Source organism: Roseicella frigidaeris (genome assembly GCF_003258945.1).
Lineage (GTDB): Bacteria > Pseudomonadota > Alphaproteobacteria > Acetobacterales > Acetobacteraceae > Paracraurococcus > Paracraurococcus frigidaeris.
The window spans coordinates 1-23,877 of sequence record NZ_QLIX01000027.1 but is presented as its reverse complement, the minus strand read 5'-3'; the positions used below and the strand labels follow the sequence as shown (position 1 = coordinate 23,877).

Sequence of the window (23,877 nt, the reverse complement as noted above, 5' to 3'; positions counted from 1 at the left end):
TTTCGGCGCGTTCGGCGATGGCAACGCCTGGGACTTGCCCGTCCGGCACGACCGCGGCCCGCAAAACGCCAGCGAGGAGCTCCAGGAGGAGATCGCCCCTTCGGCTGTCGTCGGCGTCGGCAGCACGCCCGCGGCGTCGTCGGCCGCTCGGTGGAGGAGGGCGGCGCCTTGCGCGCCGGTGTGCCCGGCCCGGTCTGCTCCATCCGACCGGCAGCGGCTCGGCGCCGGTCCGGAGTGGGCGCTGACGGCGCGAGCAACTGAACCGTGCCAAGTCCTTGGGGCGTCGCCCTACCGCGCGTCGGCCCGGTCGAGTGCCCGACCGCAGAGCCGGGGTGCGTGCCGCGCCCAGCGGAGCAGCAGGCCGGCGCCGGCGGCGAGCCACGCCGCGAGCGCGGCCCACGCGAACAGCCGCGCCAAGGGCATCAGGAAGTCGTGCCCGGCGGCTTGGGCGTAGGTCGCCGTGGCGGCGGCGTACATGCCGAGCGGGAACACCACCGACCAGTGCTGCGGGTCGTAGGCGAGCGGGAGGCGCCGGACCGCGTGCCGCCAGACCGCGGCGGCGGCGAGAGGGAGGATCCACCAGGTGGCAGCGGCCCAGGCCCCCGCCGTCAGCACGGGCAGGACCTGCAGCAGCTCCGGCGACACGGCACCGTCCGCGTGGGCGCGCGTGTAGAGCGTGAGGCTGGCCCCCGCCAGGGCGGTGATCGCCGCCGCGCCCATGTTGATCCAGTACGGCGGTGCGAGCGCCTCCGCGGTCATGTGGTGGAAGAGCCAGCGATAGGCGATCAGCGTGATGAGGATCACGTAGGAGAGGCCGCCGAGCAGGAAGGCGCACAGGCAGGCGAAGGCCACGACGTCCGGTCGGGGCGTCACGTCCGCGACGGCCGTGCCCAGCACGCAGATCGACTCGGTCGAGACCACGACGAGCAGCCAGGCGCCGCCCAGCGCCCGCTCGATGGGCGGCTTCGGGTCGGCCAGCGTCACGGCCGCGAGGAGCGCGTAGGTCAGGACCAGCCAGAGCAGGGCGGCGAGGACCCACAACGCCAGGGCGATGCCCCGGTACGGGGTCATGAGGGCGAATTGGGTACCGAGCACGCCGGTCGCGGCGACCTTGGCGAGGAAGGTAGGACCCGCCGCGTGGTCGCCCATGTCCCGGAAGAAGGCGGCGGGGAACCGCACCAGGCGCGCCAAGGTGATCACCCAGAGGACCGGGTAGGCGGCGAGATTGACCGCGAACAGCGCGCCGGGCACCAGCGGCACCCCGAGGAGGTGCGTCGCGGTCGAGACGATGCCGGTGGCCATGACCAGGGCGAAGTAGCCGGGGGGGAAGGTGGCGAGCCAATCCCACCCCGCTTTGCCCGGGCCCCGGCCGTCGGGTGGACGCGACCCGGGCGGTCCGCTCGGCTCCTCCCGCCCGGGCGTCGTCGCCGGGACCAAGGGGACCGTGGTGGGCTTCTGATCGGGCATTCGCGCCTCGGTGTCGTCCCCACGTCCCTGGTCCCGAACTCCGGCTCGAGACGTCGGCTCTGGGTGTGGCTCAGCCGCGTTCCGGACCACCAGGGGCACGGCTACTGCAGGATCTGAACCTCGAGGCCGTCGAAGTGGGTGAGGCTGTCGGCCTTGGTCCACAGCCCGACCCGCCCCGCCTCGCGGAAGGTGCGGTCGGTTGCGGTGAAGAGCTCGCGGCCGTCGAGCGAGACCGCGAGCCGGTCGCCCTCGACCCGCAGCCCAAGGGACTGCCACCGATCGCGCGGCACCGGCACGTCGACGCCGGCGAACTGGGTCCGGCGGCCGTCCACGACGCGGTAGAGGCGGACGTTGTTCTCGAGCGCGTTCGCCCGCGCGATGTAGTAGTTGCGCGGATCGCGCAGCCGCACCACCAGCCCCGCCGCCTGGTCCACCGTGCCGGACACCGGCCGGAACCGCACCGAGACCGCCACGTCGCGCGCATTGAAGCCGTCCAGGATCGCCAGCGGGAACCGGTCGCTGGTGCGATCCTGGCTGGTCTCGGCCACCACCTTCGCGCCCGCCGGCGCGGACGGATCTTCCAGCACCACCCAGCGCACCGGCTCGCCTCGGCCCGTCAGCGCGAAGGAGAAGCCGGGCGGCGGCGCCCCTGTGGGTGCGTCCTCGAAGGTGCGGGGCTGCTGCTGCCCCTGCGCCACGGCGGCGCCCCCCACGGTGGTGAGGAGAGCCAGGGCGAGCAGTGCGACCCGGCGCATGAAGGCGGCGGTCCGCTGTCCCGAGCGGGGTTCGGCTTGGCGACCGGACCGGCGTCCTGGCCGGTGCCGCGGCGCCGGCATTCCACCCGGGCCGTTCGGGCCGGCGGGAACGGTGGTGGCGGCCGGCAGGGGACGGTTGCGCATCGTGCGTACCTCCTTGGGTTCAGGGCGGGGGGTCGGGCTGGAACACCCAGATGGCGGCCGGCCCGTGTGGGCCGGCGCGCGCTGCAACGAACAGCCGGTCCAGCTCGGGCACGAACAGCCCGGTGCGGGCGCCGACCGCCGTCGGCACGCGGGCGATCCGGTGCGGGGACGGCGCGGGCCCTCGCCCACTGCCTGGCGTCTCCGGTGCCGGCTGGTCCTCGAACACGTCTACGGCGCCTTCGCCGCAGACGGCGTAGAGGCGGCACCGGTGCGCATCGAGGAAGAGGTCGTCCGCGTCGCCGCTCAACGGAAGCCGGCCGAGCACCGAGCCGTCCTTCAGGTCGAGGACGGCGAGGGCCGCCGGTTCACGGAAGGCCACGAACAGGCGCCCGCGGGATTCGTCGAGCGCCATGGGGAAGTTGGCCCCGAGCCCCGGCACGGACCAGGTGGCGACGTGCCGCCGCGCGGCCCGGTCGAGGACCGCGATGGCGCCGCCCGCGCCCGGGATGTTGACGAAGGCGCGCGGCCCGCCCGCCTCGAGCTGGAAGGACTCCGGATGGGCGGCGAGGGGGATCGACGCGCCGGCGGGCCGCCCGCTCGCCGCATCGAGCGCCGTCAGGCCGCCCCCGCCCCCGGGTGCCCCATGCCCGGCGCCGCCGTGACCGACCCAGACGACACCCCCGCCGGCGGGATCGGGGCGCAGGTTGTCGGCGGCGGCGTCCAGGGACGTCGGGCCGAGCGGCGCGAGATCGGCGCCCCGGAAGCGCTCGATCGTACCGTCGCGGGCGTTGGCGACCAGGACAATGTCCGCCCCGGGCGCGTAGGCCACACCCTGCGGCTCCCGCAGGCACTGGATCCGGTGCGCGACCACCCAGGTATCCACATCGATCACGGCCATGCTGTCGTTGCCGAGCTCGGCGACGAACAGGCGGCGGCGAGCCATGTCCGCGGCGAGGTGGTCGATGCGGCCGCGCACCTCGCCGAGCGGGATCTTCACTTCGAGGAACAAGGGCGGCACTCCGTTCGGAATCTGTTGCGCCGCGGCGGCAGCGCTCGCTCAGCGAGACGCCTGCGCCGAGTTCGTACGCTCCAGCGCCGCGCGCAGGCCGCGGGCGAGCTTCTCCGCGTCGTCCACGCCCCAGAAGTGCATGAAGAACAGCCGAGGCTCCTCGTGCAGCATGTGGTTGTGCAGCGCGGTCACCTCGATGCCGTGCTCGACCAGGGCCCGCTGCACGGGCACGACCTCGTTCGCGGTCAGCACGAAGTCGCCCGTGGTCGCGGCACGACCCCCGCCGGCGGCCTGGAAGTTGATCACGGTCGGCATGCCCATGGCGGTGGGCACCTCCATCCCGCGCTCGGTGATGCGCTCGGCACGCGGGACGTTGACCTGGTACACCCCGCCGCTGGCGCGCCCCTCTCGGCCGAGGGCGCGGGCAATGGTCGCGGTGTCGAGCCCCTCAATGCGGTCATCGCCAGCCGACGCGGCTGCACCCTGCAGCGGTGTCGCCGTCTCCTGCAGCGCCGCACGCAGCGCGGTGGCGAGCCGCGCTGGATCGCCCTGGCCTGCGACATGCAGGTACATGGTCGTGGGCTCGGCACGCAGCAGATGGTTGTGCAGCGCCGTCACCTCGATCCCGCCCTCGGTCAGGCGGCGCATCACCGGTGCGATCTCACGTTGCAGCAGGACGAGGTCACCCATCACCATCAGCTCCTGCCCGTGCGGGTGGAAGGCGAGCCAGGAGCCGAGTGCGAGGCCGGGGCGGATCTCGACGCCGTCCACCGTGACCTTCAGGTCGGTGCGCGGCAGCGCCACCCGATAGACGCCGCCATCCTGCTGGGTACCCGGCTTGCCGAGCGTGGACGCGACGGTGCGCTGCCAATCGGGTGGGCCGCCGGCACCGGCACCCTGGTGCTGCGCGTGGCCCAGGCCGACCGACGCCGCGAGGGCGAGCCCGGCCAGCGCGGCGTGAAACATGAGCTTAAATGACATTGCCGTTCTCCTCTGTTGTTTTCGCCCAAACTCTTGGCCCGGTGACGGTCAGCCGCCGGCGCCGCCTTCGTGCCTCCGGATGAAGACCGGGAAAGGTCGGTCCGTTTCGCTCTGGCGCAGGCTGACCTCGTCGCCGGACACCCAGACCTGGAAGCACTCGTACCCGGTGGCGGCCGGGTCGCGCCGCCGACACAACCGGTCACGCTCGATCCGCCACCGGCCCAAGCTGCGGCGGCCCATGTCGGTCAGGACCAGCACGCCGTCGCCGCGGTAGTACTCGCCCCAATGGAAGTCGTCGGTGATCTCGCGACCGACGACGCGCGCGCGGATCTCCGTGGCGGACAGACGGCGGAAACCGTCCCGTTGCGGCTCGGCCGCCGCGACGGCCCCGAGCCACGCCGCGCCGAGCAACAGCCCGGCCGCCGCAGCAGCGGGGATCCCGAAGGCGGGAAGGCGGAGCCGGCGCGTCACAAGCCCGCCATCCTCAGGACAAGGCCCGCCGCAGCCGTCACGCCGAGGGTCCGCAGCAGCCCGATCTTGAAGCCGAACAGGCAGGCCGCGGCCAGGGCCGCGAGCGCCAGGGCGAGCGGGTCCAGGCTGCCGAGGACCGGCATGTCAAGCGTCGCCGGGCCGATCTCCACCCGGCGGACGTCTGCGAACAGCACGCGCAGACCGAACCAGAGCGCCAAGTTGGCGATCACGCCCACCACCGCTGCCGTCACCGCGGCCAGGGCGCCCGTCAGTGCGCGGTTGTTGTGCAGCCGTTCGACGTAGGGGGCGCCGAGGAAGATGAAGGCGAAGCAGGGCGCGAAGGTGACCCACACGGTGAGCAACGACGCCAGCACGCCCAAGACGAGCCCGCCGGCGCCATACCCGGCCAGGAAGCCGACGAACTGGAGGACGAGGATCAGCGGGCCGGGCGTGGTCTCGGCGAGGCCGAGGCCCACCAGCATCTGGTCCGCGGTCAGCCAGCCGTAGCCCTGCACGGCCTCCTGCGCGACGTAGGCGAGCACGGCGTAGGCGCCGCCGACGGTCACCACCGCCATCTTCGAGAAGAACCAGGCGACATCGGCGAGGACCCCGCCGCCGAGGGCCATCAGCGCCGCCACCGGCAGGACCCAGAGCGCGACCGCGACCCATCCGGCGCGCCAGGCGCTTGCCGCGAGCCGGGCCGGGCGCCCAGGGTCGGCGGCGAGCACCGCGTCCAGCACGGCCGGGGAACCGTCCTTCGCCGAGCCATGGCTGCCGGCGCGGAAGTGCCCAGGCGCCAGATAGCCGATCAGCGCCGCAATCAGCACCACGACCGGGAAGGGCACGGAAAAGGCGTAGAGCGCCAGGAAGGCGGCGCCGGCCAGCGCCCATGCCTCGTTCGTCTTCAGCGCCCGCCTGGCCACCCGCAGCAGCGCCTCGATCACCAGCACCAGCACCGCGGCCTTGAGGCCGAAGAACAGCGCCGCGACGATCGGCACCTCGCCCAGCGTCGCATAGAGGATGGACAGCCCCAGCATGACTGCCACGCCCGGCAGCACGAACAGCGCGCCGGCGGCGATGCCGCCCTTCACCCCGTGCAACAGCCAACCGAGATAGGTCGCGAGCTGCTGCGCCTCCGGCCCAGGAAGCAGGGTGCAGAAGTTGAGCGCATGCAGGAAACGCGCGTCGGAGACCCAGCGGCGGTCGTCCACCACCTCGCGGTGCAGCAGCGCGATCTGTCCGGCCGGACCGCCGAAGGAGAGCAGGCCGATCTTCAACCACACTCGCAAGGCTTCGCCGAAGGTGGGCAGACCCGGCACCTCGGCCGGCGCTGTGGCGGGCGCGCCGGAGGCGGTGCCGGCGGAGGCCGGTTCCGCGGCCGCTGCTGCCGAGCCATCCGCCGCCGTCATTGCGGCACCCGCGCGTCTGGCAGCGTGTGGCTGCAGGTAATTTTCGAAGCCGTCATGCGTCCTTTACCCCTGTCGGTTTGCCCGCCCTGGCCGGTGGGCGGTCTCGGCAAAAAACCATCGCGAAGCCACCACCGGACCCGGCAGGGATGCCGGGCGAGCCAGCGGTGGAAGGTTGCGATGATACATCTTGCCTATCACATTGGAAACTCGCTTCACCTGTATCAGTTTCTCCTCCACCCCGCTCGGTGGCGCGATGGACCGACCCCACGGCCTCAGGCGCGGGGCAGGACTCCCAAACCCAGGAGGCAGAGCATGAGACGTACCAAGTTCGGCATGATCGCGACGCTCGCGGCGGTCCTCGCCGCCGCGCCGGCCCTGGCGCAGCAGCAGCGGCAGGGCCAGGAGGCGAGGGAGCACAACGAGCAGGAGATCCAGCTCTCCGAGGTGCCGCAGGCGGCGATGCAGGCGGCGCAGCGGGCGCTCGGTGGGGTGCAGATCACCGAAGCGGCGAGGGTGACCGTCGACGGCCGCCAGCTCTACGAGCTGGAAGGCAAGGACGCCTCCGGTCGCGAGGTCGAGGTCTACGTCACCGCGGACGGAACGGTCGTCCGCCGCGAGACCGAGCCGCGTCGCTGACGCCCGGCCGACCGGGCGTGGTGCGGCCCCATGCGGGCCGCACCACGTTCGCCGGCTCAGGCGCACGGCCAGCGCTCCCGGAGCGCTGCCGTGGCGCCGGCCAGCATGTCGAGGTTACGGAGTTCCGAGTGCCGCTGGGCCCACGCGACGAAGGCGCGCGCGAGGGTCTCCGGGTCGTAGTTCGGATTGCACAATCCGCCCCGGTGCCCCCCCTTTCCGAAGGCGGTGAGCGTGTCGGCGACGCCCATCAGGTACGCGGCGCACCAGCTCCCCGCCTCGCCGTTCTCGGCCTGGCAGGCACGCTCGAGCGCGAGCGTCGTGCGGCCGTCCGGCGCGCGGGCGGCCGCCGCCCCGCCGCCGGCCAGCAGGAGAAACACCCCCATGGCCACCCGGACGGCGCGGAGCGCGACCGTGCCGGCCCTCCTCGGCACTCTGAGGGCCGCGCGGCTCATGGCCCGCGCGCCTCGTCGAGGAGGCGCCTGACGCTGCCCCAGTTGATCGCGGCCATGAAGGCACCGACGTAGTCGCCGGCCTTGGCGCCGTAGTCCATGTGGTAGGAGTGCTCGTACATGTCGAGCGCCAGGACCGGCGTGCTGTCCGCCACGGTCGTCGTGTGGTCCGCGGCCCAGGCGTTCACGAGCCGCCGGTCGCGCTTCGACCAGGTCAGCAGCACCCAGCCCGAGCCCCCGGCCTGCGCCTTGCCCATGGCCACGAACTCGGACCGCCAGCGCTCGACGGAGCCGAAGTCCCGCGCGAGCGCCTCCTGGAGGACATCGTCCGGCCCGCTCTCCTCCCCGAGCGAGGCGAAGAACACCTCGTGCAGGATCATGGAGTTCATCGCGATCAGCTGCTCGCGCTTGAGCCCGTTGACCACGAAGCCCGGCGCGCCGTCGAAGTCCAGCGAGGCGAGCTGGTCGGCGATCGAATTGAGGCGCTTCACCGCGCCGCCGTAGTTGTTCTCGTAGTGGCTGACGATGAGCCGCTCCGACATGCCCTTGATCCGTGCGGGATCGCAGGCGAGCGGCTTCATGGCGTAGAGCATTCGGGCCTCCCGTTTCGCTGCAGGGTCCTGATCTCGAGGCGGCCGAACCGCGCCGCGCCGCCGCCCGCCCCGATCCACCCCCGGCGACACGCGTGGGATCCGGCGGGCCTTCTGTTCATCGCGGACCTCCCTCGCTCATCCCTGGCCCCCGAACAGCAGCCACCCGGCGAGGCCGGCGCTGAGGACGACGAAGACCACGTTCGTCTTCGCCTTCCAGAGATAGAGGACGGCCAGCGCCGCGCCGAAGATCGCGACGGCGGGCAGCACGCCCGGCACGTTCCCGAGCGTCTTGTGGGCGAGCTCGACCGTCGTGGCCGCGATGAGGCCCACCACGCCCGCCGACACCCCCTCCAGGAAGGTCCGCATCGCCTTGTTCTCGACGAGCCGCTCGAGCTGGTCATGGAAGAGGAGCGAGAAGCTGAAGGCCGGCAGGAAGATGCCGACCGTCATCGCGACGGCGCCGAGCGGCCCTCCGCCGAAGTAGCCGACGAAGGTGGAGAAGATGATCAGCGGCGCCGGCAGGATGCCCGAGAGCGCGAGGCCGTCGAGGAACTGCGCGTCGGTCATCCAGCCGTTGCCGACCGCGTCGTCGCGCAGGAACGGAATGACGGTATAGGCACCGCCGAAGGTCAGCAGGCCCGCCTTCAGACCAGAGAGGAACAGGCCGATGAGCGATGCGCCCTGGCCAACAGACTCGGCCGGCGCGGCCGTGCCTCCGGCAGGCTGCGCCGGGGCACCCAGCAGGAGCCAGGCGTAGTACAGCGCCACGGCGGCGAACGCCACGGCCAGAAGAACGGCCAGGGCGCGCCGGCCGCTAGCCGCCAGGACGTAGAACAGGCCGGCGGCGGGCAGCGCGATCCAGAACGGCGTGCCGCCGAAGGCGGCGAGTCCCGTGGCGATCGCAATCCCCCACAGCCATCCGTCGACGACGATGTGGCTGCCAATTCTGTGCACGGCCGCCACGATCAGCGCGATCACCGCCGGCTGCACGCCCAGGAAGGCGGCGCCGAGTGCCGTCCGGGCGAGGTCGGTCGAGAAGTAGAGCCAGGAGAGGGCGAACATCAGCACGAAGCCCGGCAGCATGAAGCCGAGGCCCGCGAGGAAGCCGCCCAGCCGCCCGCCCGGGAGCGTCCCGAGGAAGACGCACAGCTCGTGCGCCTCCGGGCCCGGGAGGACCTGGTAGACCGCGAGCAGCCGGTTGAACCTCGGGCTCGAGACCCACCGCTCCTCCTCGACGAGCTCGCGCCGGATCATCGCGATCTGCGCCACCGGTCCTCCCCAGGCGAGGAAACCGAAGTGCAGGAAGCGCCAGAAGATCTGCGCCTGCGAGAGCCGCGGGGGAGCGGCCTCCGCCCCGCCCTCGGCGGTGGACGCGGACGCGTCGGTCTTCATCTGTGGGTCCGCCGCTGTCGTGCTACCGGATTCTCGTTCTGCGAACGCAGGTGCCCCATCTGCCTTGGCTTCACCGGCTCTTGGGCGCGCCGGGCCTGGCTATCGGCGTGTGGGAGGGCGGATCGCTCGCCGGAAAGGACTCCTCCGACGCCTCCTCGACGACGTCCTGGCCCACTGCGTTCACCGGCCCTTCGGCGGATGCGGCGGCCTTCGGCGGCGTCCAATTGTGCACCTCGCCGGCGTCGCCGCGGCACCAGGCGTAGAGGGCGTCGTAGATCACCATGCCCTGCTCCAGCATGGCGTGGTCATCGGGGATGATCGCCGACAGGCCCATCGAGATCGCATGCAGGCCGGAGGCCTCCGGGGCGAGGTCGTGCCGCGCCGTGTCGGCGCCGCGCACGATCACCGCCAGCCGATGCAGCGCCGGGTCGTCCAGCCGGTAGTGCTGCAGGAAGGCATCGAAGGTGCAGAGCTCGCCGTCGTGCGAGAAGGGATCGGCGCCCGGAATGTCGTACGGCGTCGCGCCGGTCTCCTTCGCCACGGCAAAGACTCGGTCGGTCGGTACGTAGAGGAACTCGGCGGCCGGGTCGACGAAGCGCCGAATCAGCCAGGGGCAGGCGATGCGGTCGATCTTCGGGCGCTCGCGGGTGATCCACGTGGCCATGGCGTCAGGCTCCCTGTGTGACGTTGGGGGGCAGAGGCGCGGCCGGCGCCCCGATGGCGTGCCAAGCGGCGATGCCCCCGGCGAGGACGCGGGCGTTGAGGCCGCGCCGGCGCAGCGCGGCGGCCACATCGCCGCTGACCTGAAAGCCGTAGACGCAGTAGGCGACGATAGGCCGGTCGTGCGGCAGGGCCTCCGCCCAGGATGCGATGGCCTCGGGATCGCGCCAGCTGGACCCGGCGATCCGGTCGGCGGCGCGGGTCAGATCCTCCGGCTTGCGCACGTCGAGCACCGTCACGGGCTCGCCGCTCGCCAGCATGTCGCGCACACGCTCGGGTGCGATGGCATCGCTGCCGCCGTGGTTCTCGCCCGAGGCGGCAGGGGTGCTCACGGCGGCCTGGTGGCGCCGGCCTAAGCGCTCCCAGTGCAGGTTGCGCATCACCGCGTCCACGTAGTCGCCGGCGCGGGCGCCGAAGTCGAGGTGGTAGGAGTGCTCGTACATGTCGAGCGCGAGGACCGGCACGCCGCCGGCCAGGCCGTGCGCGTGGTCGGCCGCCCAATGGTTCACCAGCCGGCCCAGGCGCGGCGACCAGGCCAGCACCACCCAGCCCGAGCCGCCGGCGAGCGCCTTGCTCATAGCGGTGAACTCCGTCCGCCATCGCCCGACTGAACCGAAATCGCGCTCGAGTGCCGCGGCGAGGTCCCCGGCGGGGTCGCCGCCCTCGCCGCCGAGGCCGTCGAAGTAGACCTCGTGCAGGATGACGGAGCCGGCGGCGATCAGTTCTTCGCGTTTCAGTCCATTGATCTCGAAGACGGGCGCCGATCCCCAGTCGAGTTCGCCCAGGCGCCGCTCGATCGCGTTCAGCCGTCGCAGCGCCCCGCCGTAGTTGTTCTCGTAGTGGCTGGCGAGCAGCCGCTCGGAGAGGCCCTGCAGCCGCGGGGGCTTGAACGGCAGCGGCGTCACGGTGTGCGGCACGGGCGCTTCCTCCGGGGTGATCGGTCGGTTGCCGCGGAGGGTAGGCAGAAAATTGATCAAGATACAAGTGTTTCATGTTTACTGATATGAGATACATATGCCATATCGGTTGCGAAGTGACCGCACCGGGCAGGCCCGCCCGGACGTCGCAGGGAGGAACACCACGGCATGGACGCCGCCACGGGCGATATCCGCCGCATCCTGTGGGCCCGGGCGCTGCGCGCCTTCGGCGACGGCTACGTCGCCATCCTGCTGCCGGTCCACCTAGCCGCGCTCGGGCTGGACGCGCTCGCGGTCGGGGCGATCTCCACCGCCACCCTGCTGGGCTCGTCGCTGCTGACGCTGGCGCTCGGGGCGGTGGGCCACCGCATCCGCCGGCGTCCCGCCTTGCTCGCCGCCAGCCTGCTGATGGCCGCCACCGGCCTCGCCTTCGCTGGGGTGGAGGGCTTCTGGCCGCTGCTGCTGATCGCCTTCGTCGGCACGATCAGCCCGACCGGCGGGGATACCGGCGTCTTCCTGCCGCTCGAGCACACGGTGCTCGCCCAGTCCGTGGCCGAGGCCGACCGGACGGCGGCCTTCGCGCGCTACGCCTTCGTGGGCTCCGTCGTCGGGGCCGCCGGCGCCCTCGCGGCCGGGCTGGTGGACTGGCTGGGCCCGTGGTTGGGCCCGGCCGCCGTCACCGATGCCCTCTTCGCCTTCTACGGCGTGCTGGGCTTGGTGAGCTTCCTCCTCTACCGCGGCTTGTCTCCGCGCGCCGAGGCCACGGGCGAGGCGCCGCCGGCGCCCCTCGGGCCGTCGCGCCGCCGCGTCTACGGCTTGGCGGCCCTCTTCGCGCTGGACAGCTTCGGCGGCGGCTTCGTCGTCAACTCCCTGCTCGCCCTGTGGCTCTCCGAGCGCTTCGGTCTTGAGGTCGCGACCGTGGGCGCGGTCTTCTTCGCCACGGGGCTCTGCTCGGCCGTGTCCTACTTCGCCGCCGTGCCACTCGCCCGCCGCTTCGGCCTGGTGAACACCATGGTCTTCACCCACCTGCCCTCGAGCGTGTTCCTGATCGCCACCGCCTTCGCGCCGACGGCGTTCCTGGCCTTCGCCCTGCTGGTCCTGCGCGCGCTGCTGTCGCAGATGGACGTGCCGACCCGCTCCTCCTACGTGATGGCGGTGGTCGAGCCGCATGAGCGGCCGGCGGCGGCCAGTGTCACCGCCGTGCCGCGGGGGCTCGCCTCCGCCGCCTCCCCCCTCCTGTCGGGCTGGCTGATGGGGCTGAGCGCCTTCGGCTGGCCGCTCGTCCTCGCCGGAGCCGTGAAGATCACCTACGACCTGCTGCTGCTGCGGGCCTTTGCGCGGGTGAGGCCGCCCGAGGAGACCGCCCGGGCCACAGCCAGGCTGCGCGGGAGCAGCGTCACGCCGCCACCGGGTGCCGTCCCGGCGCGGATGGAGGATACTCGGTCGGGATGAGCTCCAAGTCCAAGGCCCCGCGACCGCCCGACCCTGCCGCGGCGATCTCCGCCGAGAGCGGGACGGGCGAACGCTGGCTCCTGCTGGTGTTCCAGCTGCCGGCCAAGCCGGCCTACCTGCGGGTCAAGGTCTGGCGCCGCCTGCAGGCGCTGGGCGCGGTGGCGGTGAAGAACGCGGCCTACGCCCTGCCCGCCACCGCCGAGGCGCAGGAGGATTTCGGCTGGCTGGCCAAGGAGATCACCGAGGCCGGCGGCGAGCCGCTGGTCTGCGAGGCGCGGCTGGTGGAGGGCATGACTGATGCCGACGTGCGTGCCCTCTTCGACCGTGCCCGCGACGCCGACTACGAGGCGCTGGCCGAGGAGGCCCGCCAGCTCGCCGCCGAGGCCGAGGAGGCGGGCAAGGCCGGGGAGGCTCCCGGCAGCGATGCCCGCTCCCGGCTCAGCCGGCTCCGCTCGCGGCTGGACCAGGTCGCGGCCATCGACTTCTTCGGCGCGCACGGGCGGCAGGCGGTCGAGGGCTTGCTCGCCAGCTTGACGGCGCGCTTGGCCGCGCAGGACGAGGCCCAGGCGGCCCCTCCCCCGCAGGCGACGGCGGCGCCGGCCGAAGCCTTGAGAGGCCTGATATGGGTCACCCGTGCCGGCGTGCACGTGGACCGCATCGCCTCGGCCTGGCTGGTGCGTCGCTTCATCGACCCAGAAGCGCGCTTCCGCTTCGTCCCCGGCAAGGCCGCCGAGCTAGGCCCGGGCGAGGTCCGCTTCGACATGGCGGAGGCTGAGGTCACCCACGAGGGCGACCGCTGCACCTTTGAGGTGCTGCTCGGCCGTGCTGGCCTTTCAGGCGACCGGGCGCTCGCGGCAGTGGCGGAGATCGTGCACGACATCGATCTCAAAGACGGCAAGTTCGGCCGGCCTGAGGCCGACGGCGTCCGCACCCTGATTGGGGGCCTCTGCGCCGCGACCTCGGACGACGAGGAGCGGCTGCGGCGTGGCGCGGAGATCTTTGACGACCTGCACCGCTACTTTGACCGACCGCCGAGAGGCCGTTAGCTCCCTGCGCTGCCGAAGACTACGCCCATGGCACACACTTCGCCATTGGCCGACAGCAACGGCGAAATGATGGCCTTACGGTCTCGAGCGCTATTGGGACATCCCGGCCTCATACCAGCCCCGGGTCCGCCGGGCGATGCGCACGTGGCAGAGTTCGGCCTGCTGCGAAAGGCGCATCCGCTGATCTCAGCGCGCCTGGCCTGCATCGCGCATCCGATCGGCGCGGCGGCCCTGTTCTTCATCGGCGCGCCGGCGGCGGCAGCGTTCGTGCTGCTGCACGGTGCCGGCAACGGCGTGCTGACCATCGTGAAGGGCACGCTGCCGCTCGCCATCTTCGGCCCGGAGGGCTACGGCCTGCGCCAGGGGCTGCTCGGCGCGCCGTCGCGCTTCATCCAGGCTTGTGCGCCGTTCCTGTTGGGGCTGCTGATCGACTGGTACGGCGCGGCGTCGGTCGCCGTCTCGGCCGCGTGCTGCTTGAGTGCCTTCATCGCCTTGATGGCGCTTCGGCCTGTTCGCCCCTCCGTCACTGAGCGAACGGTCTGAGGCCAGACGCCAGTATCAGATTTTATGGGAAAGCGGGCTATGCCCTACTGCGCTGGAGTGCAGCATATCGACACAATATGTGGTATTCAAGATTGACTTTTGCCGCAAAATGTGCTATATGGCACTGCCCTTCAGTGCAGCGGCCTTTCCCGCTGCACTGAAGGGCAGTGCCAGGAAAAAGCGACGCAAACCACTGATCTTAAAGGCTTTTTTGCCGTTTGGCAAAGCCTTGTTTTGGTTGCGGGTACGAAAATTTTTCTTCGGCTTCATCGGAGAGCTCCTGAAGGGGTTGATCCTGGAGCTGATTATACACCAAATCCTCGGCTAACTGTAGGAAATCATAGGCTTTTCCTCGAATTCCGTTGCGCTCGGAAGCCCATCAGCTCCGGCGAAAGAGATCGAGGAAGACCTGCTCCAGGTCCGCCTGGCTGGTCGTGAGGTCGCGCACGACCAGTCCGGCGGACTGGACGGCCGCAAGGATTTCGTCCGCCGCGCCGCTGCTTCGCCCGTAGCGGAAGACCAGCGCCTGCGGCCCCGCCAGTACCGGATGGAAGCGGCAAAGCGCCTCGGGCACCTCCGCCAGGGGGACGGCCAGCTCGATGGTCAGTGCCTTGTCCTCCACCCGCCGCAGCAGGGCGTCGGTCGTGTCGTTCGCCCGAATCTCGCCATCGGCCAGCACCGCGATGCGGTCGCACAAGGCTTCGGCTTCGTGGAGGTAGTGCGTTGTCAGCAGCACGGTCGTGCCGGCGCGGTTGAGGTCCTGGACATAGGCCCAGAGCTGCTGGCGCAGCGCGACATCGACGCCGGCGGTCGGCTCGTCGAGCACGAGAACCGGCGGATGGTGGACCAGCGCCTTGGCGACCATGAGCCGCCGGCGCATGCCCCCGGACAGGCTGCGGGCGGGCGCGTCTGCCTTGTCCGCCAGGCCGAGCGCTGCGAGTAGCTCGTCGGTGCGTCGCGCCAACTTGGGGATGCCGAAGAGGCCGGCCTGCAGTTCGAGCGCCGCGCGCGCCGGGAAGTACGGATCGAGGGTCAGTTCCTGGGGCACGACGCCAATGGATGCGCGCACTGCTCGGGGCGCCACGTCGGGATCAATGTCCCAGACCCGCACCTGGCCGCTCGATTTGCGGACCAGCCCGGCCAGGATGTTGATGAGGGTCGATTTGCCGGCCCCATTCGGCCCGAGCAGGCCGAAGATGCTGCCCCGTGGGATGGTCAGGCTCACGCCCTTCAGGGCGTGCTTGCCGGCCCGTCCACCACTCCCGGAATAGACTTTTTCGAGGCCTGCGATCTCGATGGCGGCGGCCGGTGCGCCTTCCCCCATCGGTCAGCCTTTCAGGCCGAGATAGATCGACCAGGCGCCGAACAGGGCGAGCAGAAGGCCGATGGCGACCGGCACGCGGGCGGACAGCCCCATCAGCTGGTCGATCGCGCGGCGCGCGGGTGCCCAGAGCAGCGCCAGGGTCAGCGGCAGCGACAGCGCCAGGCCGAACAGCGCCAGCATGAAGAATCCCTGGGCCACCTGCGCCGACCCACCGACTGCCGCCGATCCGAGCACCACAGCCAGCAGGGGCGCGGCGCAGGCCGGGATGTTCAGGCCGAACAGCACCGCCAGCGCCGCCGCCCCGCCGGTGCCCGACAGGCGTCCCAGACTTGGCCCGAGGGGGCGCATGAGCCGCCCGGCATGGCCGGTGAGATAGACCAGGCCGAGCACGACATAGAGCGCGCCCAGCCCCACCCAGGCAGCCCGCTGGAAGCCGAGGAACGCAGTGCCGACGAGCGCGGCCGCTGCGCCGAGCAGGCCAACCATGACGGCGCGGGTGAGCGTGAACACCACCGCCTGCATCACCTTCGTGGCAGCCGGGCGGCCCTCCACCAGCTGCAGGAACAGCAGGCTGGAGCCGATGGAGCAGGGCTCGATGAAGCCGAGCAGCCCCAGGCCCAGGGGCAAGAGGACGCCGGAGATTCCGTCCATCAGGCGGTCAGCCGCCAACCGGCCGTCATGAGCCGCCAGCTCACCACGGCCAGGAGAAGATTGGCGCCGGCCATGACCGCCAGCCCGACGGCCAGCGAGCCATCAGCATGGCCGGTGATGCCGTAGCGGAAGCCGTCGATCATGTAGAAGAACGGATTGGCATGCGCCACCGCCTGGAAGGACGGTGGCAGGTCGGCGACCGAGTAGAAGGTGCCGGACAGGAAGGTAAGCGGCGTCACGACGAAGCTGGTCACCGCGCCAAGGTGGTCCATCTTCTGTGCCCACAGCCCGCCGAGGATGCCGAGCAGCCCGAGCAGCAGGCAGGCCGCCAACGCGTGGAAAACGACGAAGCCCGGGTGCGCGACACGGAAAGAGACGAACGGCCCCATGGCGAGGGCGACGGCCGCACCGACCAGCAGGCCACGCGTCACCGCGCCCAGGGCGAAGCCGGCGACGAGCTCCATCGGCGAGAGGGGCGCCACCAGAAGATCGACGATGTTGCCCTGGACCTTGGCGATCAGGAGCGAGGAGGAGGTGTTGGCGAACGCATTCTGCGCCATGGTCATGACGACCAACCCCGCTGCCAGGAACTCCAGATAGGATACATCCCCGATCGGCTGCGGCGGACCGCGCCGGCTCATGACAACGGCAAAGACGGCGAGAAAGAGGAGCGTGGTCACCACCGGCCCGGCCACCGTTTGCGCCGCTACCGCCAGGAAGCGGCGCACCTCGCGGCGATAGAGGGTCCAGAGGCCGATCCAGTTGATCCCTTCAGCCGTTATCGGTCCTTTGGGTTGCGGCGCTGCCATAGCGCAAGCCTGGCCCTTTCCATGGGGGGAAGGTCAAGGCGCCGCCGCACGGGTCGGCCTGTTGCACCGTCGGGCCGGTCAATAGACGCCGATCAGCTTCACGCCGGCGATCACCAACACCACCCCGAGCGCCTTCAGGATGCCCGGCGGCCATCGGCAGGAAACCGCCCTCGCGCATGCCGCGGATGACCTCGGAGGTCGGGATGTAGGCGTAGCGCGCGCTGCGGCTCTCGTGCGCCTCCGTGGCAAAGGCGGAGGGCGCGAGCTTGCGGATGTCCTCGTCCGACAGCGGGGTGACGCCGTTCGGGCGGAGGATCGTGGTGCGACCGATGAAAGACATTGGTGCCAACCCTTTCTCTTCCTGCGCAGCGGGAAGCAGCCCCGCTGCTTCCCTGGCGTCGCCGAGACCGGGGAAGGAGGGGTGGCATGCGGGCGGGCGCGGCCGGGCCCCGGAGGGAGCGTGGCCCTTTGGGCCATGCGAGCGAGGGGTCCTGCCGCGCCGTAGACCGCGTGCCGAGGGGCACCTTGGGGCGGCGCCCCGTGGTGCCCCGCGCGGGCCGCGTCCGCGGCCAATGTCCTGCGTCAGCGGCCGTGACCCGGAGGGCGGAGACATGCCCGGCATGGCTCCGGGAGCGGCCGGCGGCTGCGAGTAGGGTGCGGCCCCCGGAAGCGGGGGAGACGCCCAAAGGCCGCTTGGACGCAGGGCCGACGGAGCCGATACTGCGCGGGCATGGACAAGCCAGAGGACGCCACGACAGGAGGTGGGCAGCGGACGCCCTGGGACCTGCACCCGGCGCTGACCGAGGAGCGCCTCTCGGCCTGCGCGCGCCTGCTGGCCCGCGGTCGCGCCGACGCCGTCGCCATGGCCGATCCCTGGGCCGGCGACGACGCCTGGTCCATCGGCTGCCGAGCCTACTCCTTCTCACGCAACCGGCTGCGCCAGGCGGCCGAGGGCGGGCGCTACCGCTGGCTCGGCGTGCTGGATCACACGCACCACTTCGTCTTCCTCATCGACGGCGTGCCGGTGCGCTTCTTCCGCGGCGACGCGGAGGAGCCCTCGAAGCGCACGCTCCGCCAGCAGGAGAGCGAGGCGCAGCAACTGGCGCTGGCCCTCGGCGACGCGGGCGGGTCGGAGGGGCTGATGTTCCGCCTCGCCGTCGAGACGGGCGAGGACGGCGAGGTGACGCGGGTCGTCTTCCTCGCGCTCCGCGGCGAGGAGGGCCAGGTGGAGTGTTTCTGGCCGGTCCCGCTCGATAACGCGGACTTGTCATCTCCAGCCCGACGGAACGCCGGGGCTGGACTGGCACCCCCACTGGCTGCTGCACTGACCCGGCGCGGCGGCTGAGTCCCGTCTCGACTTTCTGACCGTTCTTTCGAGTCCAGTTTTGTTCTTCACGGCAGAGTGAAGAAAAGTCCTACCTCTCGGGCCGAACTTGGATCGGATTGCATCTTGTATGCGCTCTACCACCATCGGTAGCATCGCCCGTCTCCGCCCCTTCGGAGCCGGACCACAGTGCAGCTTTCGGTAGTTTGCGCCCCCGCCGCGTCCCTCTCCCCGCCCAGCCAGGGCCTCGCCCGGATTGCGGAATTCGCTAGCCTCCCGCCGGCACGAATCGGAGGAGCGGTCGGGGGTTGGGCGACACGCTCGGCGAAGCGGATCTGCGCGAGGGATTGCTCCGCGGCGGCCGGATCGAGGCCGCCGTCGTGGTCGCGCGCCGCGACCCGGACGGCGGCGTGGACCACGTGCCCTACCTCCTGCCCTCCTGGCGGCGCGGCTACGTCGCCATCGCGCTCTTCCGCGGCCCCGGCGTGCGCGGCTGGCGCGACCTCGACCGGCTCCTGCGCTTCCTCCGCGACGACATGTCCTACAAGCTGCCCGTCTCGCTCCACGAGGAGGACTGCCCCCGCCTCGCGCGGCTGCGCTCGGTCCTGCCGCGCGGCGCCACCACGAAACACGTCAAGGCCAACGACAGCCCGTTGCCGGCCGGCGTGGACGTCCCCGACCCGCCGCCGCCCGAGTAGCGACCCGCGCCGCGCCGGCGGTGCGCGGTGACCGGCTGCGAGGCGCTCGCCGGCCTGGCGCTGTTCCTGTGCGTCGCGCGCGACCCGCGCTGCCTGCCCGAGGAGCACCGGCGTCTGTTGCCCGAGCTCGCGGCCGTCGCCGAGCGGGAATCCGGCTTTCGCCCCTTCGCCATCCGCGACGAGGCGACGGGCGAGAGCCTGTTCCCGACCACGCGGGCCGAGGCCGTGGCGGTCGCCGCCGCGCGCGACGCGGCGGGCAGCACGCTCGGGCTCGGCTGGTTCCAGATCACGCACCGCGCCAACTGGCGCCGCCACGGCCTCACCGTCGAGACGGCGCTGGACCCCTGCGAGAACATGCGCGCGGGCGCGGCGCACCTGGCCGGCAACCTGCGGGACGCCGCCTTCCAACTCTACAACAGCGGCCGCGTCGGCGGCGCGCCGGGCTACGCCGCCGCGGTCGCCCGCCGCGTCGGGCAGCACGCGGCGGCGCTCGCCGCCGGCCCCGACGGGCTCGCCGGCGCCAGCCAGGCGCCGGTCCCCCCTCCCCTCCTCCCCGACCTGGGTCGCGGCCGCCCGGGACGGGACCTCGTGACCGGCCGGTAGGAGATCGCCCATGGGTGGCGGAGACGTCCTGACCCGCGCGCTGACGGCCCTCGCGCAGTTCCTCGTCGGTCCCTTCGGGATCGCCTTCATCATCGCCTGCGTCGTCATCGCCTTCCTCGCCGCCGCTGCGCGCATGGCGCCGCCCTCGGCCGGCTTCGTCGCGATGTTCTTCGGCGCCGCCGCCTTCACCGGCGCCTATTTCGTCAACACCTTCATCGGCAGCTGAGCGATGTCCCCCGCCGCCAGCCGCGACACGCTGTTCCTCGCCGCGACGCGCCCGGCGATGCGGTGGGGCGTGCCGATGGAGGGCTACTACCTCAACCTCTTCGGCACCTGGCTCCTCGGCATGGTGCTCGGCAGCCCGCTCTGGTGGGCCACCTTCTTCGTCTGGCACCTGCCGATGGTGGCGCTGACGAACCGCAACCCGCACTTCTTCCACGAGCTGCGCATGTGGTACGTCACGCGCGGCCAGACGATCGGCGGCGTGCTGCGTGCCCTGCCGGACCGCGCGCCGCGGCGCGCGAAGGACCTGGTGTCCGGTGTCTAGCCGCTTCGCGCCCCGTGCGCCGACGCTCGGCGAGCACGTCCCGATCGAGGGCCACCTCACCGACCGCGTGCTGCGGCTCTCCGACGACGGCGCCTACGCCATGCTCGCGCTCGATGGCCTGTCGGCCGAGACGGCGAGCGACGCCGACCTGCTCGAGCGGGTGGAGCGCCTCAACGGCACCCTGCTCAACGTGCCCGCCGGCGACCGGCTCGTGGTCTCGGTCTACCTCTGCCGCAGCCTCGCCGATCCCGACACCGTCCCGGAGCCCGACCCGCGGCTCACCCCCTTCGCGCGGGCCTTCGCCGCCGGCTACCGCGAACGCCTGCTGGACGGCCTCCTCTACGAGAACCGGCTCTTCCTCGGGCTCCACCTGCGGCCCGCCGCCGGCGCCGGAGCGGAGTGGTGGGCGCGGCGCAGGGCACGGAAGCGCGGCGCGGACGCCGCCGGCGAGCGGGCGATCGACCGCGCCCGCCACCTTGAGCGGGTCTGCGACTGGCTCCTCTCGGAACTGGCCGACTACGGCCCCCGGCCGCTCGGCCTGGCGGAGCGGGGCCGGCAGGTCTTCAGCGAGATCGGGGAGGCCCTCGCCTTCGCGGCGACCGGCGTCTGGCGCCCCGTCCCGCTCACCACGGGCCGGCTCGCCGAGGCAATGTTCGCCGAGGAGGTGGCGTTCCACTACGAGACGGTGGAACTGCGCGGCCCCGGCTACACCCAGTTCGCCGCTATCCTCACCTTCAAGGGCTACCCCTCGCTCACCTTCCCCGGGATGCTCGGTGAGGTCGAGCGGGCCCCGTTCCGCTGCACCCTCCTCCACCACTTCGAGCCGCTGACCCGCTCGGGCGGGATCGGCCTGCTCACCCGCCAGCAGAACAAGATGGTCTGGGCCGGCGACAAGGCGCGCAGCCAGATCGCCGAGCTCGACGAGGCCGCGGACCGCGTCGCCTCCGGGCGGATGGCCATGGGGGCGCACAGCGTCTCGCTCGCCGTCTTCTCGGACCGCGCCGGCGGCGCGCTGCCGTGGTACCGGCGCTTCGCGGCGGCGCTGCGGGGCGCCGGCCTCGGCTCCGTCGCCGCGGCTCGGGTCGAGGCGGCGCTGGACGACGCGACCGGCGGGCCAGGCCGGAACCCGCTCGACGACGTGGTGAACGCGGCCTGGAAGACGCTCGCCAACTGCGGGGCGGCGGTCGCGCGCGAGAACAAGGCGCTGATGGCGGCTTGGCTGTCGCAGCTCGCGGGCAACCACCGCCTGCGCGCCCGGCCCGGGGCGCTGTCCACCCGCAACCTCGCCGCCATGGCGCCGCTGCACGGGCCGGCGCGCGGCGTGCCGCGCTCGCGCTGGGGCGCGCCGATCCTCACCCTTCGCACCACGGCCGGCACGGCCTACCCCTTCCACTGGCACGACGGGGAGGGCGACGACGCCGTCGGCAACACCCTCATCACCGGGGAGACCGGCTCTGGCAAGACGACGCTCGTCGGCGCGCTCATCGCCTGCACGGCGGGGCGGGCGGACGTCGTCGGGCTCGACCACAAGCAGGGTTGGCGGGTGCTGTTCGGGCACCTCGGCGCGCCCTACGCGGTGATGGGCGGCGGCAACCCGATGTTCGCGCCGCTCAAGGGGCTGGAGCCGACCCCGGCGAACCTCGACTTCCTCCTCGACCTCCTGCGCGGCTGCATCCTCCAGGGCGGCTGGCGCGACCTGACGCCGGAGGAGGAGCGGCTGCTGGCGCTCGGCATCCGCACCGTCATGGAGAACCCGCCCGAGCACCGGCGGCTCGCGGAGGTGGCGGCCTTCCTCGCCCCCGACGTGGACGTGGACGGCGCCGGGGCGCGCCTCCTGAAGTGGTGCTGGGGCGGCGAGCTCGGCTGGGTGCTGGACGCGCCGCGCGACGCGCTCGACCTCTCGGGTGGCACGGTCGGCCTCGACGCCACCGACGTCCTGAAGAACGGCCGCGCGGCGGCGCCCACCCTGCTCTACCTCTTCCACCGCATCGGCCTGCACCTCGACGGCCGCCGGCGCCTGCTGCTGCCCGTGGACGAGGGCTGGCGGGTGCTGGAGGACCCGGCCTTCTACCGGCCGATCGCGGCGCAGCTGCGCACCATCCGCTCGAAGAACGGCGTCGTCGTGTTCATCACGCAGTCGCCCTCGGACGCGGCGAACAGCGCGATCGCCGCCGAGCTGCTGGAGCAGTGCCCGAACCAGATCCACCTGCCGAACCCGCGCGCCTCGGAGGAGGACTACGTCGGCCGGCTGAAGCGCACGCCGGGTGAGTTCGCCGCGCTGCGGGCGCTCGGGAAGGGCTCCGGCCAGTTCCTCGTGTGCAAGGGGCGCGAGAGCCTCGTCGCGGAGCTGCGCCTGCGCGGCCTGCCGCAGCTCGCCGCGCTCTCGGCCGGCGAGGCCGCGCTTCGCGCCTACGAGGCGCTCCCCGAGGAGGTGCGGGCCGACCCGCGCCGGCTCGAGCACGAGTTCCGGCGGCGCCGTGCCGCCACGGAGGAGGAGGTCCCCGCATGACGCGCGTCCCCACCAGGGCGGCCGTGGCCGCCGCGCTCGCTGTCCTCTCCGCCGCGGCAGCCCCGCCGGCCCGCGCGCAGTGGACCGTCGTCTGCCCGACCTGCCGGCAGGAGCTGACCGACAATCTCGCCTGGGCGCAGCAGGCGGCCGACATGGTCCGCCAGCTTCAGCAGATGAAGCAGCAGTACGACCAGCTCGTGATGACCTACCAGGCCATCACGCGGGTCACAGACCTCGGCAGCGCCGTCTCGGCGCTGAACATGCTCGGCATCCGCAACCCGCTGCCGATCAACCCCTACGCCGCGCAGAGCCTGATGAACGGCACGGGCGGCGCGGGCGGCATGCTGAACTCGCTGTCTGGCCTCTACACGGGCACGCTGAACGGCAACACCGTCTACGCGCCGCGCGACGACACCTGGACCACGCGCCAGATCGCCGCCAACGGCGGCGGCTTGGCCGGCGCGCAGGCGCTCGCCCTCCAGCTCTACCAGTCGGCGGCGGAGCGCGTCGCCGGCCTCGCGGAGTTGCAAGGCCGCATCGACGGCGCGCCGGACCCGTCGGAGCGCGAGGCGCTGATCGCCCGGCTCGGCGTCGAGCAGGCCTACATCCAGAACCAGCAGGTCCAGGCGCAGAACATCCAGACCTACCTCATCGCGCAGACGCAGGTGCGCGAGCAGCAGCGCGAGGAGCGCCTCCAGCAGAGCATCGACGAGATCCTCGAGGAGGCGCGCGGCCGGGGGTGGTGGCGATGATCCGGCGCGGGTGCTTCGTGCCGCGGTGCCAGGCACCGCGGCTGCTCGACCCTGACCTGCTCGGGGGGCTGGGGCTGCTGCTGTGGACGCTCGCCTTCCTGGCGCTGAGCTCGGCGCTCGGGGTGGCGCAGCCGCTGCCGCCGCAGGAGCGGCGGACGGTCTCCTGGTACGTCGCCAACCCCTGGGCGCTGGAGGCCGTCACGCGTGCCTGCCGGGACGATCCAGGCCGGCTGCGCGGCACCCCGGACTGCGTGAACGCCGACCAGGCCCGGATCGTCGTCGCCGAGCGCGAGGCGCGGGCCCGCGCCGGGATGCGGCCCGAGGCGCCTGCGGCCACGCCCGACGCGGAGCGGACGCGCCGAGCGGAGGCCGAGGCCCGCCGCAACCAGGGCGACCTCACCTCGCCGACGAGCCCGCGCTACTGGGCTACCCGGCCGGTCGAGCGGGCGCGCCAGCTCAGCTACTGCGGCCGCATGACGGCCGAGCAGCAGGCCCGCTTCTACTGCGACGCCGCGCGCGCCGCCGAGGCCGAGGCGCGGAGGCCGCGCTCGTGAACGGCTGGGACATCTTCACCCGCTGTTGAATGCCAGTGAGAGCTGACCCGGGATTGCCATGAGGAATTGACCCGGGTTGTGGATGGAGGAGCGGGGTTTTCGGTCTGGTCAGGTGAGTTGTG

The 23,877-nt window shown here is 72.2% G+C and carries 28 protein-coding genes; 12 read left to right on the top strand and 16 right to left on the bottom strand.

What is annotated here, in order from left to right; translation table 11 throughout:
- Window positions 1-288 precede the first annotated feature (288 nt).
- From DOO78_RS22800 to chrA (DOO78_RS22775), 6 genes are all read right to left on the bottom strand, one after another.
- Window positions 289-1,467: a tellurite resistance/C4-dicarboxylate transporter family protein gene (locus DOO78_RS22800; protein WP_111472196.1), complete on the bottom strand. Its 1,179-nt coding sequence runs from the start codon at window positions 1,465-1,467 to the stop codon at window positions 289-291.
- A gap of 101 nt (window positions 1,468-1,568) precedes the next feature.
- Window positions 1,569-2,222 carry a hypothetical protein gene (locus tag DOO78_RS22795; protein WP_111472195.1) on the bottom strand — a complete coding sequence of 218 codons (654 nt, stop codon included), beginning with the start codon at window positions 2,220-2,222 and terminating at the stop codon, window positions 1,569-1,571.
- A 163-nt stretch (window positions 2,223-2,385) separates the two neighbouring features.
- Window positions 2,386-3,375 carry a YncE family protein gene (locus DOO78_RS22790; RefSeq protein ID WP_111472194.1) on the bottom strand — a complete coding sequence of 330 codons (990 nt, stop codon included), beginning with the start codon at window positions 3,373-3,375 and terminating at the stop codon, window positions 2,386-2,388.
- 48 nt (window positions 3,376-3,423) lie between these two features.
- A complete protein-coding gene (locus tag DOO78_RS22785; RefSeq protein WP_111472193.1) occupies window positions 3,424-4,356 on the bottom strand; it encodes a DUF1259 domain-containing protein in 933 nt (310 codons plus the stop codon).
- A gap of 48 nt (window positions 4,357-4,404) precedes the next feature.
- Complete coding sequence (locus DOO78_RS22780; RefSeq protein WP_111472192.1) at window positions 4,405-4,827, bottom strand: hypothetical protein; 423 nt, start codon at window positions 4,825-4,827, stop codon at window positions 4,405-4,407.
- Window positions 4,824-6,110, bottom strand: coding sequence for a chromate efflux transporter (gene chrA / locus DOO78_RS22775; protein WP_243634752.1), 1,287 nt, complete (start codon window positions 6,108-6,110; stop codon window positions 4,824-4,826). Before chrA (DOO78_RS22775) ends, DOO78_RS22780 begins: the two co-directional genes overlap by 4 nt.
- A gap of 438 nt (window positions 6,111-6,548) precedes the next feature.
- On the opposite strand from chrA (DOO78_RS22775), the gene DOO78_RS27710 reads away from it, so the two are divergent.
- Window positions 6,549-6,872 carry a PepSY domain-containing protein gene (locus DOO78_RS27710; RefSeq protein WP_165839043.1) on the top strand — a complete coding sequence of 108 codons (324 nt, stop codon included), beginning with the start codon at window positions 6,549-6,551 and terminating at the stop codon, window positions 6,870-6,872.
- A gap of 56 nt (window positions 6,873-6,928) precedes the next feature.
- On the opposite strand, the gene DOO78_RS22765 is transcribed toward DOO78_RS27710, so the two are convergent.
- The 5 genes from DOO78_RS22765 to DOO78_RS22745 all read right to left on the bottom strand — a co-directional run bounded on the left by DOO78_RS22765 (window position 6,929) and on the right by DOO78_RS22745 (window position 10,943).
- Window positions 6,929-7,324, bottom strand: coding sequence for a Rap1a/Tai family immunity protein (locus tag DOO78_RS22765; protein ID WP_111472189.1), 396 nt, complete (start codon window positions 7,322-7,324; stop codon window positions 6,929-6,931).
- Window positions 7,321-7,902, bottom strand: a complete 582-nt coding sequence (locus DOO78_RS22760; protein WP_207803022.1) for a superoxide dismutase — start codon at window positions 7,900-7,902, stop codon at window positions 7,321-7,323. The genes DOO78_RS22765 and DOO78_RS22760 overlap by 4 nt, the downstream gene beginning before the upstream one ends.
- Before the next feature lie 147 nt (window positions 7,903-8,049).
- Window positions 8,050-9,306, bottom strand: a complete 1,257-nt coding sequence (gene chrA / locus DOO78_RS22755; protein WP_111472187.1) for a chromate efflux transporter — start codon at window positions 9,304-9,306, stop codon at window positions 8,050-8,052.
- Window positions 9,307-9,376: 70 nt separating this feature from the next.
- Window positions 9,377-9,970: a chromate resistance protein ChrB domain-containing protein gene (locus DOO78_RS22750; RefSeq protein WP_111472186.1), complete on the bottom strand. Its 594-nt coding sequence runs from the start codon at window positions 9,968-9,970 to the stop codon at window positions 9,377-9,379.
- A 4-nt stretch (window positions 9,971-9,974) separates the two neighbouring features.
- Window positions 9,975-10,943, bottom strand: coding sequence for a Fe-Mn family superoxide dismutase (locus DOO78_RS22745; RefSeq protein WP_111472185.1), 969 nt, complete (start codon window positions 10,941-10,943; stop codon window positions 9,975-9,977).
- Between the two features lie 168 nt (window positions 10,944-11,111).
- Between DOO78_RS22745 and DOO78_RS22740 the strand changes: the two genes are divergently transcribed.
- The 3 genes from DOO78_RS22740 to DOO78_RS22730 all read left to right on the top strand — a co-directional run bounded on the left by DOO78_RS22740 (window position 11,112) and on the right by DOO78_RS22730 (window position 13,984).
- Window positions 11,112-12,395, top strand: coding sequence for an MFS transporter (locus tag DOO78_RS22740; RefSeq protein WP_111472184.1), 1,284 nt, complete (start codon window positions 11,112-11,114; stop codon window positions 12,393-12,395).
- The gene (locus tag DOO78_RS22735; protein ID WP_111472183.1) at window positions 12,392-13,441 is read left to right on the top strand and encodes a chromate resistance protein ChrB domain-containing protein; all 1,050 of its coding nucleotides are present in this window, start codon (window positions 12,392-12,394) and stop codon (window positions 13,439-13,441) included. The genes DOO78_RS22740 and DOO78_RS22735 overlap by 4 nt, the downstream gene beginning before the upstream one ends.
- Before the next feature lie 144 nt (window positions 13,442-13,585).
- A complete protein-coding gene (locus DOO78_RS22730) occupies window positions 13,586-13,984 on the top strand; it encodes a hypothetical protein (protein ID WP_111472182.1) in 399 nt (132 codons plus the stop codon).
- A 114-nt stretch (window positions 13,985-14,098) separates the two neighbouring features.
- Here DOO78_RS22730 and DOO78_RS27705 read toward each other — a convergent pair whose 3' ends face one another.
- The 5 genes from DOO78_RS27705 to DOO78_RS28580 all read right to left on the bottom strand — a co-directional run bounded on the left by DOO78_RS27705 (window position 14,099) and on the right by DOO78_RS28580 (window position 17,108).
- Window positions 14,099-14,254 carry a hypothetical protein gene (locus DOO78_RS27705; protein ID WP_165839042.1) on the bottom strand — a complete coding sequence of 52 codons (156 nt, stop codon included), beginning with the start codon at window positions 14,252-14,254 and terminating at the stop codon, window positions 14,099-14,101.
- Between the two features lie 109 nt (window positions 14,255-14,363).
- Complete coding sequence (locus DOO78_RS22725; protein ID WP_111472181.1) at window positions 14,364-15,308, bottom strand: ABC transporter ATP-binding protein; 945 nt, start codon at window positions 15,306-15,308, stop codon at window positions 14,364-14,366.
- A gap of 3 nt (window positions 15,309-15,311) precedes the next feature.
- Window positions 15,312-15,959 (bottom strand): cytochrome c biogenesis protein CcdA, encoded by a 648-nt coding sequence (locus DOO78_RS22720; RefSeq protein ID WP_111472180.1) that lies wholly within the window; start codon window positions 15,957-15,959, stop codon window positions 15,312-15,314.
- On the bottom strand, window positions 15,959-16,768 hold the full coding sequence (locus DOO78_RS22715; RefSeq protein ID WP_111472179.1) for an ABC transporter permease: 810 nt from the start codon (window positions 16,766-16,768) through the stop codon (window positions 15,959-15,961). Before DOO78_RS22715 ends, DOO78_RS22720 begins: the two co-directional genes overlap by 1 nt.
- Window positions 16,731-17,108 (bottom strand): hypothetical protein, encoded by a 378-nt coding sequence (locus tag DOO78_RS28580; protein ID WP_128080123.1) that lies wholly within the window; start codon window positions 17,106-17,108, stop codon window positions 16,731-16,733. Before DOO78_RS28580 ends, DOO78_RS22715 begins: the two co-directional genes overlap by 38 nt.
- Before the next feature lie 390 nt (window positions 17,109-17,498).
- Here DOO78_RS28580 and DOO78_RS22710 point away from each other — a divergent pair, with 390 nt between their 5' ends.
- From DOO78_RS22710 to DOO78_RS22675, 8 genes are all read left to right on the top strand, one after another.
- Entirely contained in the window at window positions 17,499-18,113 is a 615-nt protein-coding gene (locus tag DOO78_RS22710; RefSeq protein ID WP_111472178.1) for a hypothetical protein, read from the top strand.
- A gap of 287 nt (window positions 18,114-18,400) precedes the next feature.
- Window positions 18,401-18,790 carry a hypothetical protein gene (locus tag DOO78_RS22705; RefSeq protein ID WP_111472177.1) on the top strand — a complete coding sequence of 130 codons (390 nt, stop codon included), beginning with the start codon at window positions 18,401-18,403 and terminating at the stop codon, window positions 18,788-18,790.
- 27 nt (window positions 18,791-18,817) lie between these two features.
- Complete coding sequence (locus DOO78_RS22700) at window positions 18,818-19,393, top strand: transglycosylase SLT domain-containing protein (RefSeq protein WP_111472176.1); 576 nt, start codon at window positions 18,818-18,820, stop codon at window positions 19,391-19,393.
- Window positions 19,394-19,403: 10 nt separating this feature from the next.
- On the top strand, window positions 19,404-19,619 hold the full coding sequence (locus tag DOO78_RS22695) for a hypothetical protein (protein WP_111472175.1): 216 nt from the start codon (window positions 19,404-19,406) through the stop codon (window positions 19,617-19,619).
- Between the two features lie 3 nt (window positions 19,620-19,622).
- Window positions 19,623-19,940 carry a VirB3 family type IV secretion system protein gene (locus DOO78_RS22690; protein WP_111472174.1) on the top strand — a complete coding sequence of 106 codons (318 nt, stop codon included), beginning with the start codon at window positions 19,623-19,625 and terminating at the stop codon, window positions 19,938-19,940.
- Window positions 19,933-22,449 carry a VirB4 family type IV secretion/conjugal transfer ATPase gene (locus DOO78_RS22685; RefSeq protein WP_111472173.1) on the top strand — a complete coding sequence of 839 codons (2,517 nt, stop codon included), beginning with the start codon at window positions 19,933-19,935 and terminating at the stop codon, window positions 22,447-22,449. Before DOO78_RS22690 ends, DOO78_RS22685 begins: the two co-directional genes overlap by 8 nt.
- Window positions 22,446-23,201: a type IV secretion system protein gene (locus DOO78_RS22680; protein ID WP_111472172.1), complete on the top strand. Its 756-nt coding sequence runs from the start codon at window positions 22,446-22,448 to the stop codon at window positions 23,199-23,201. Before DOO78_RS22685 ends, DOO78_RS22680 begins: the two co-directional genes overlap by 4 nt.
- A complete protein-coding gene (locus tag DOO78_RS22675) occupies window positions 23,198-23,755 on the top strand; it encodes an EexN family lipoprotein (RefSeq protein ID WP_128080122.1) in 558 nt (185 codons plus the stop codon). The genes DOO78_RS22680 and DOO78_RS22675 overlap by 4 nt, the downstream gene beginning before the upstream one ends.
- Window positions 23,756-23,877: the final 122 nt, after the last annotated feature.

What these genes read in the sequence shown, in the direction of transcription:
- DOO78_RS22785 (WP_111472193.1), bottom strand. Translation starts at nt 4,356, where the DNA reads ATGTCATTTAAGCTCATGTTTCACGCCGCGCTGGCCGGGCTCGCCCTC.
- DOO78_RS22750 (WP_111472186.1), bottom strand. Translation starts at nt 9,970, where the DNA reads ATGGCCACGTGGATCACCCGCGAGCGCCCGAAGATCGACCGCATCGCC.
- DOO78_RS22740 (WP_111472184.1), top strand. Translation starts at nt 11,112, where the DNA reads ATGGACGCCGCCACGGGCGATATCCGCCGCATCCTGTGGGCCCGGGCG.
- DOO78_RS22715 (WP_111472179.1), bottom strand. Translation starts at nt 16,768, where the DNA reads ATGGCAGCGCCGCAACCCAAAGGACCGATAACGGCTGAAGGGATCAAC.
- DOO78_RS22680 (WP_111472172.1), top strand. Translation starts at nt 22,446, where the DNA reads ATGACGCGCGTCCCCACCAGGGCGGCCGTGGCCGCCGCGCTCGCTGTC.
- DOO78_RS22800 (WP_111472196.1), bottom strand. Translation starts at nt 1,467, where the DNA reads ATGCCCGATCAGAAGCCCACCACGGTCCCCTTGGTCCCGGCGACGACG.
- DOO78_RS22735 (WP_111472183.1), top strand. Translation starts at nt 12,392, where the DNA reads ATGAGCTCCAAGTCCAAGGCCCCGCGACCGCCCGACCCTGCCGCGGCG.
- DOO78_RS22710 (WP_111472178.1), top strand. Translation starts at nt 17,499, where the DNA reads ATGGACAAGCCAGAGGACGCCACGACAGGAGGTGGGCAGCGGACGCCC.
- DOO78_RS22760 (WP_207803022.1), bottom strand. Translation starts at nt 7,902, where the DNA reads ATGAAGCCGCTCGCCTGCGATCCCGCACGGATCAAGGGCATGTCGGAG.
- DOO78_RS22695 (WP_111472175.1), top strand. Translation starts at nt 19,404, where the DNA reads ATGGGTGGCGGAGACGTCCTGACCCGCGCGCTGACGGCCCTCGCGCAG.
- DOO78_RS22720 (WP_111472180.1), bottom strand. Translation starts at nt 15,959, where the DNA reads ATGGACGGAATCTCCGGCGTCCTCTTGCCCCTGGGCCTGGGGCTGCTC.
- DOO78_RS22690 (WP_111472174.1), top strand. Translation starts at nt 19,623, where the DNA reads ATGTCCCCCGCCGCCAGCCGCGACACGCTGTTCCTCGCCGCGACGCGC.
- DOO78_RS28580 (WP_128080123.1), bottom strand. Translation starts at nt 17,108, where the DNA reads ATGTCTTTCATCGGTCGCACCACGATCCTCCGCCCGAACGGCGTCACC.
- chrA (WP_111472187.1), bottom strand. Translation starts at nt 9,306, where the DNA reads ATGAAGACCGACGCGTCCGCGTCCACCGCCGAGGGCGGGGCGGAGGCC.
- DOO78_RS27705 (WP_165839042.1), bottom strand. Translation starts at nt 14,254, where the DNA reads ATGAAGCCGAAGAAAAATTTTCGTACCCGCAACCAAAACAAGGCTTTG.
- DOO78_RS27710 (WP_165839043.1), top strand. Translation starts at nt 6,549, where the DNA reads ATGAGACGTACCAAGTTCGGCATGATCGCGACGCTCGCGGCGGTCCTC.
- DOO78_RS22675 (WP_128080122.1), top strand. Translation starts at nt 23,198, where the DNA reads ATGATCCGGCGCGGGTGCTTCGTGCCGCGGTGCCAGGCACCGCGGCTG.
- DOO78_RS22795 (WP_111472195.1), bottom strand. Translation starts at nt 2,222, where the DNA reads ATGCGCCGGGTCGCACTGCTCGCCCTGGCTCTCCTCACCACCGTGGGG.
- DOO78_RS22725 (WP_111472181.1), bottom strand. Translation starts at nt 15,308, where the DNA reads ATGGGGGAAGGCGCACCGGCCGCCGCCATCGAGATCGCAGGCCTCGAA.
- DOO78_RS22765 (WP_111472189.1), bottom strand. Translation starts at nt 7,324, where the DNA reads ATGAGCCGCGCGGCCCTCAGAGTGCCGAGGAGGGCCGGCACGGTCGCG.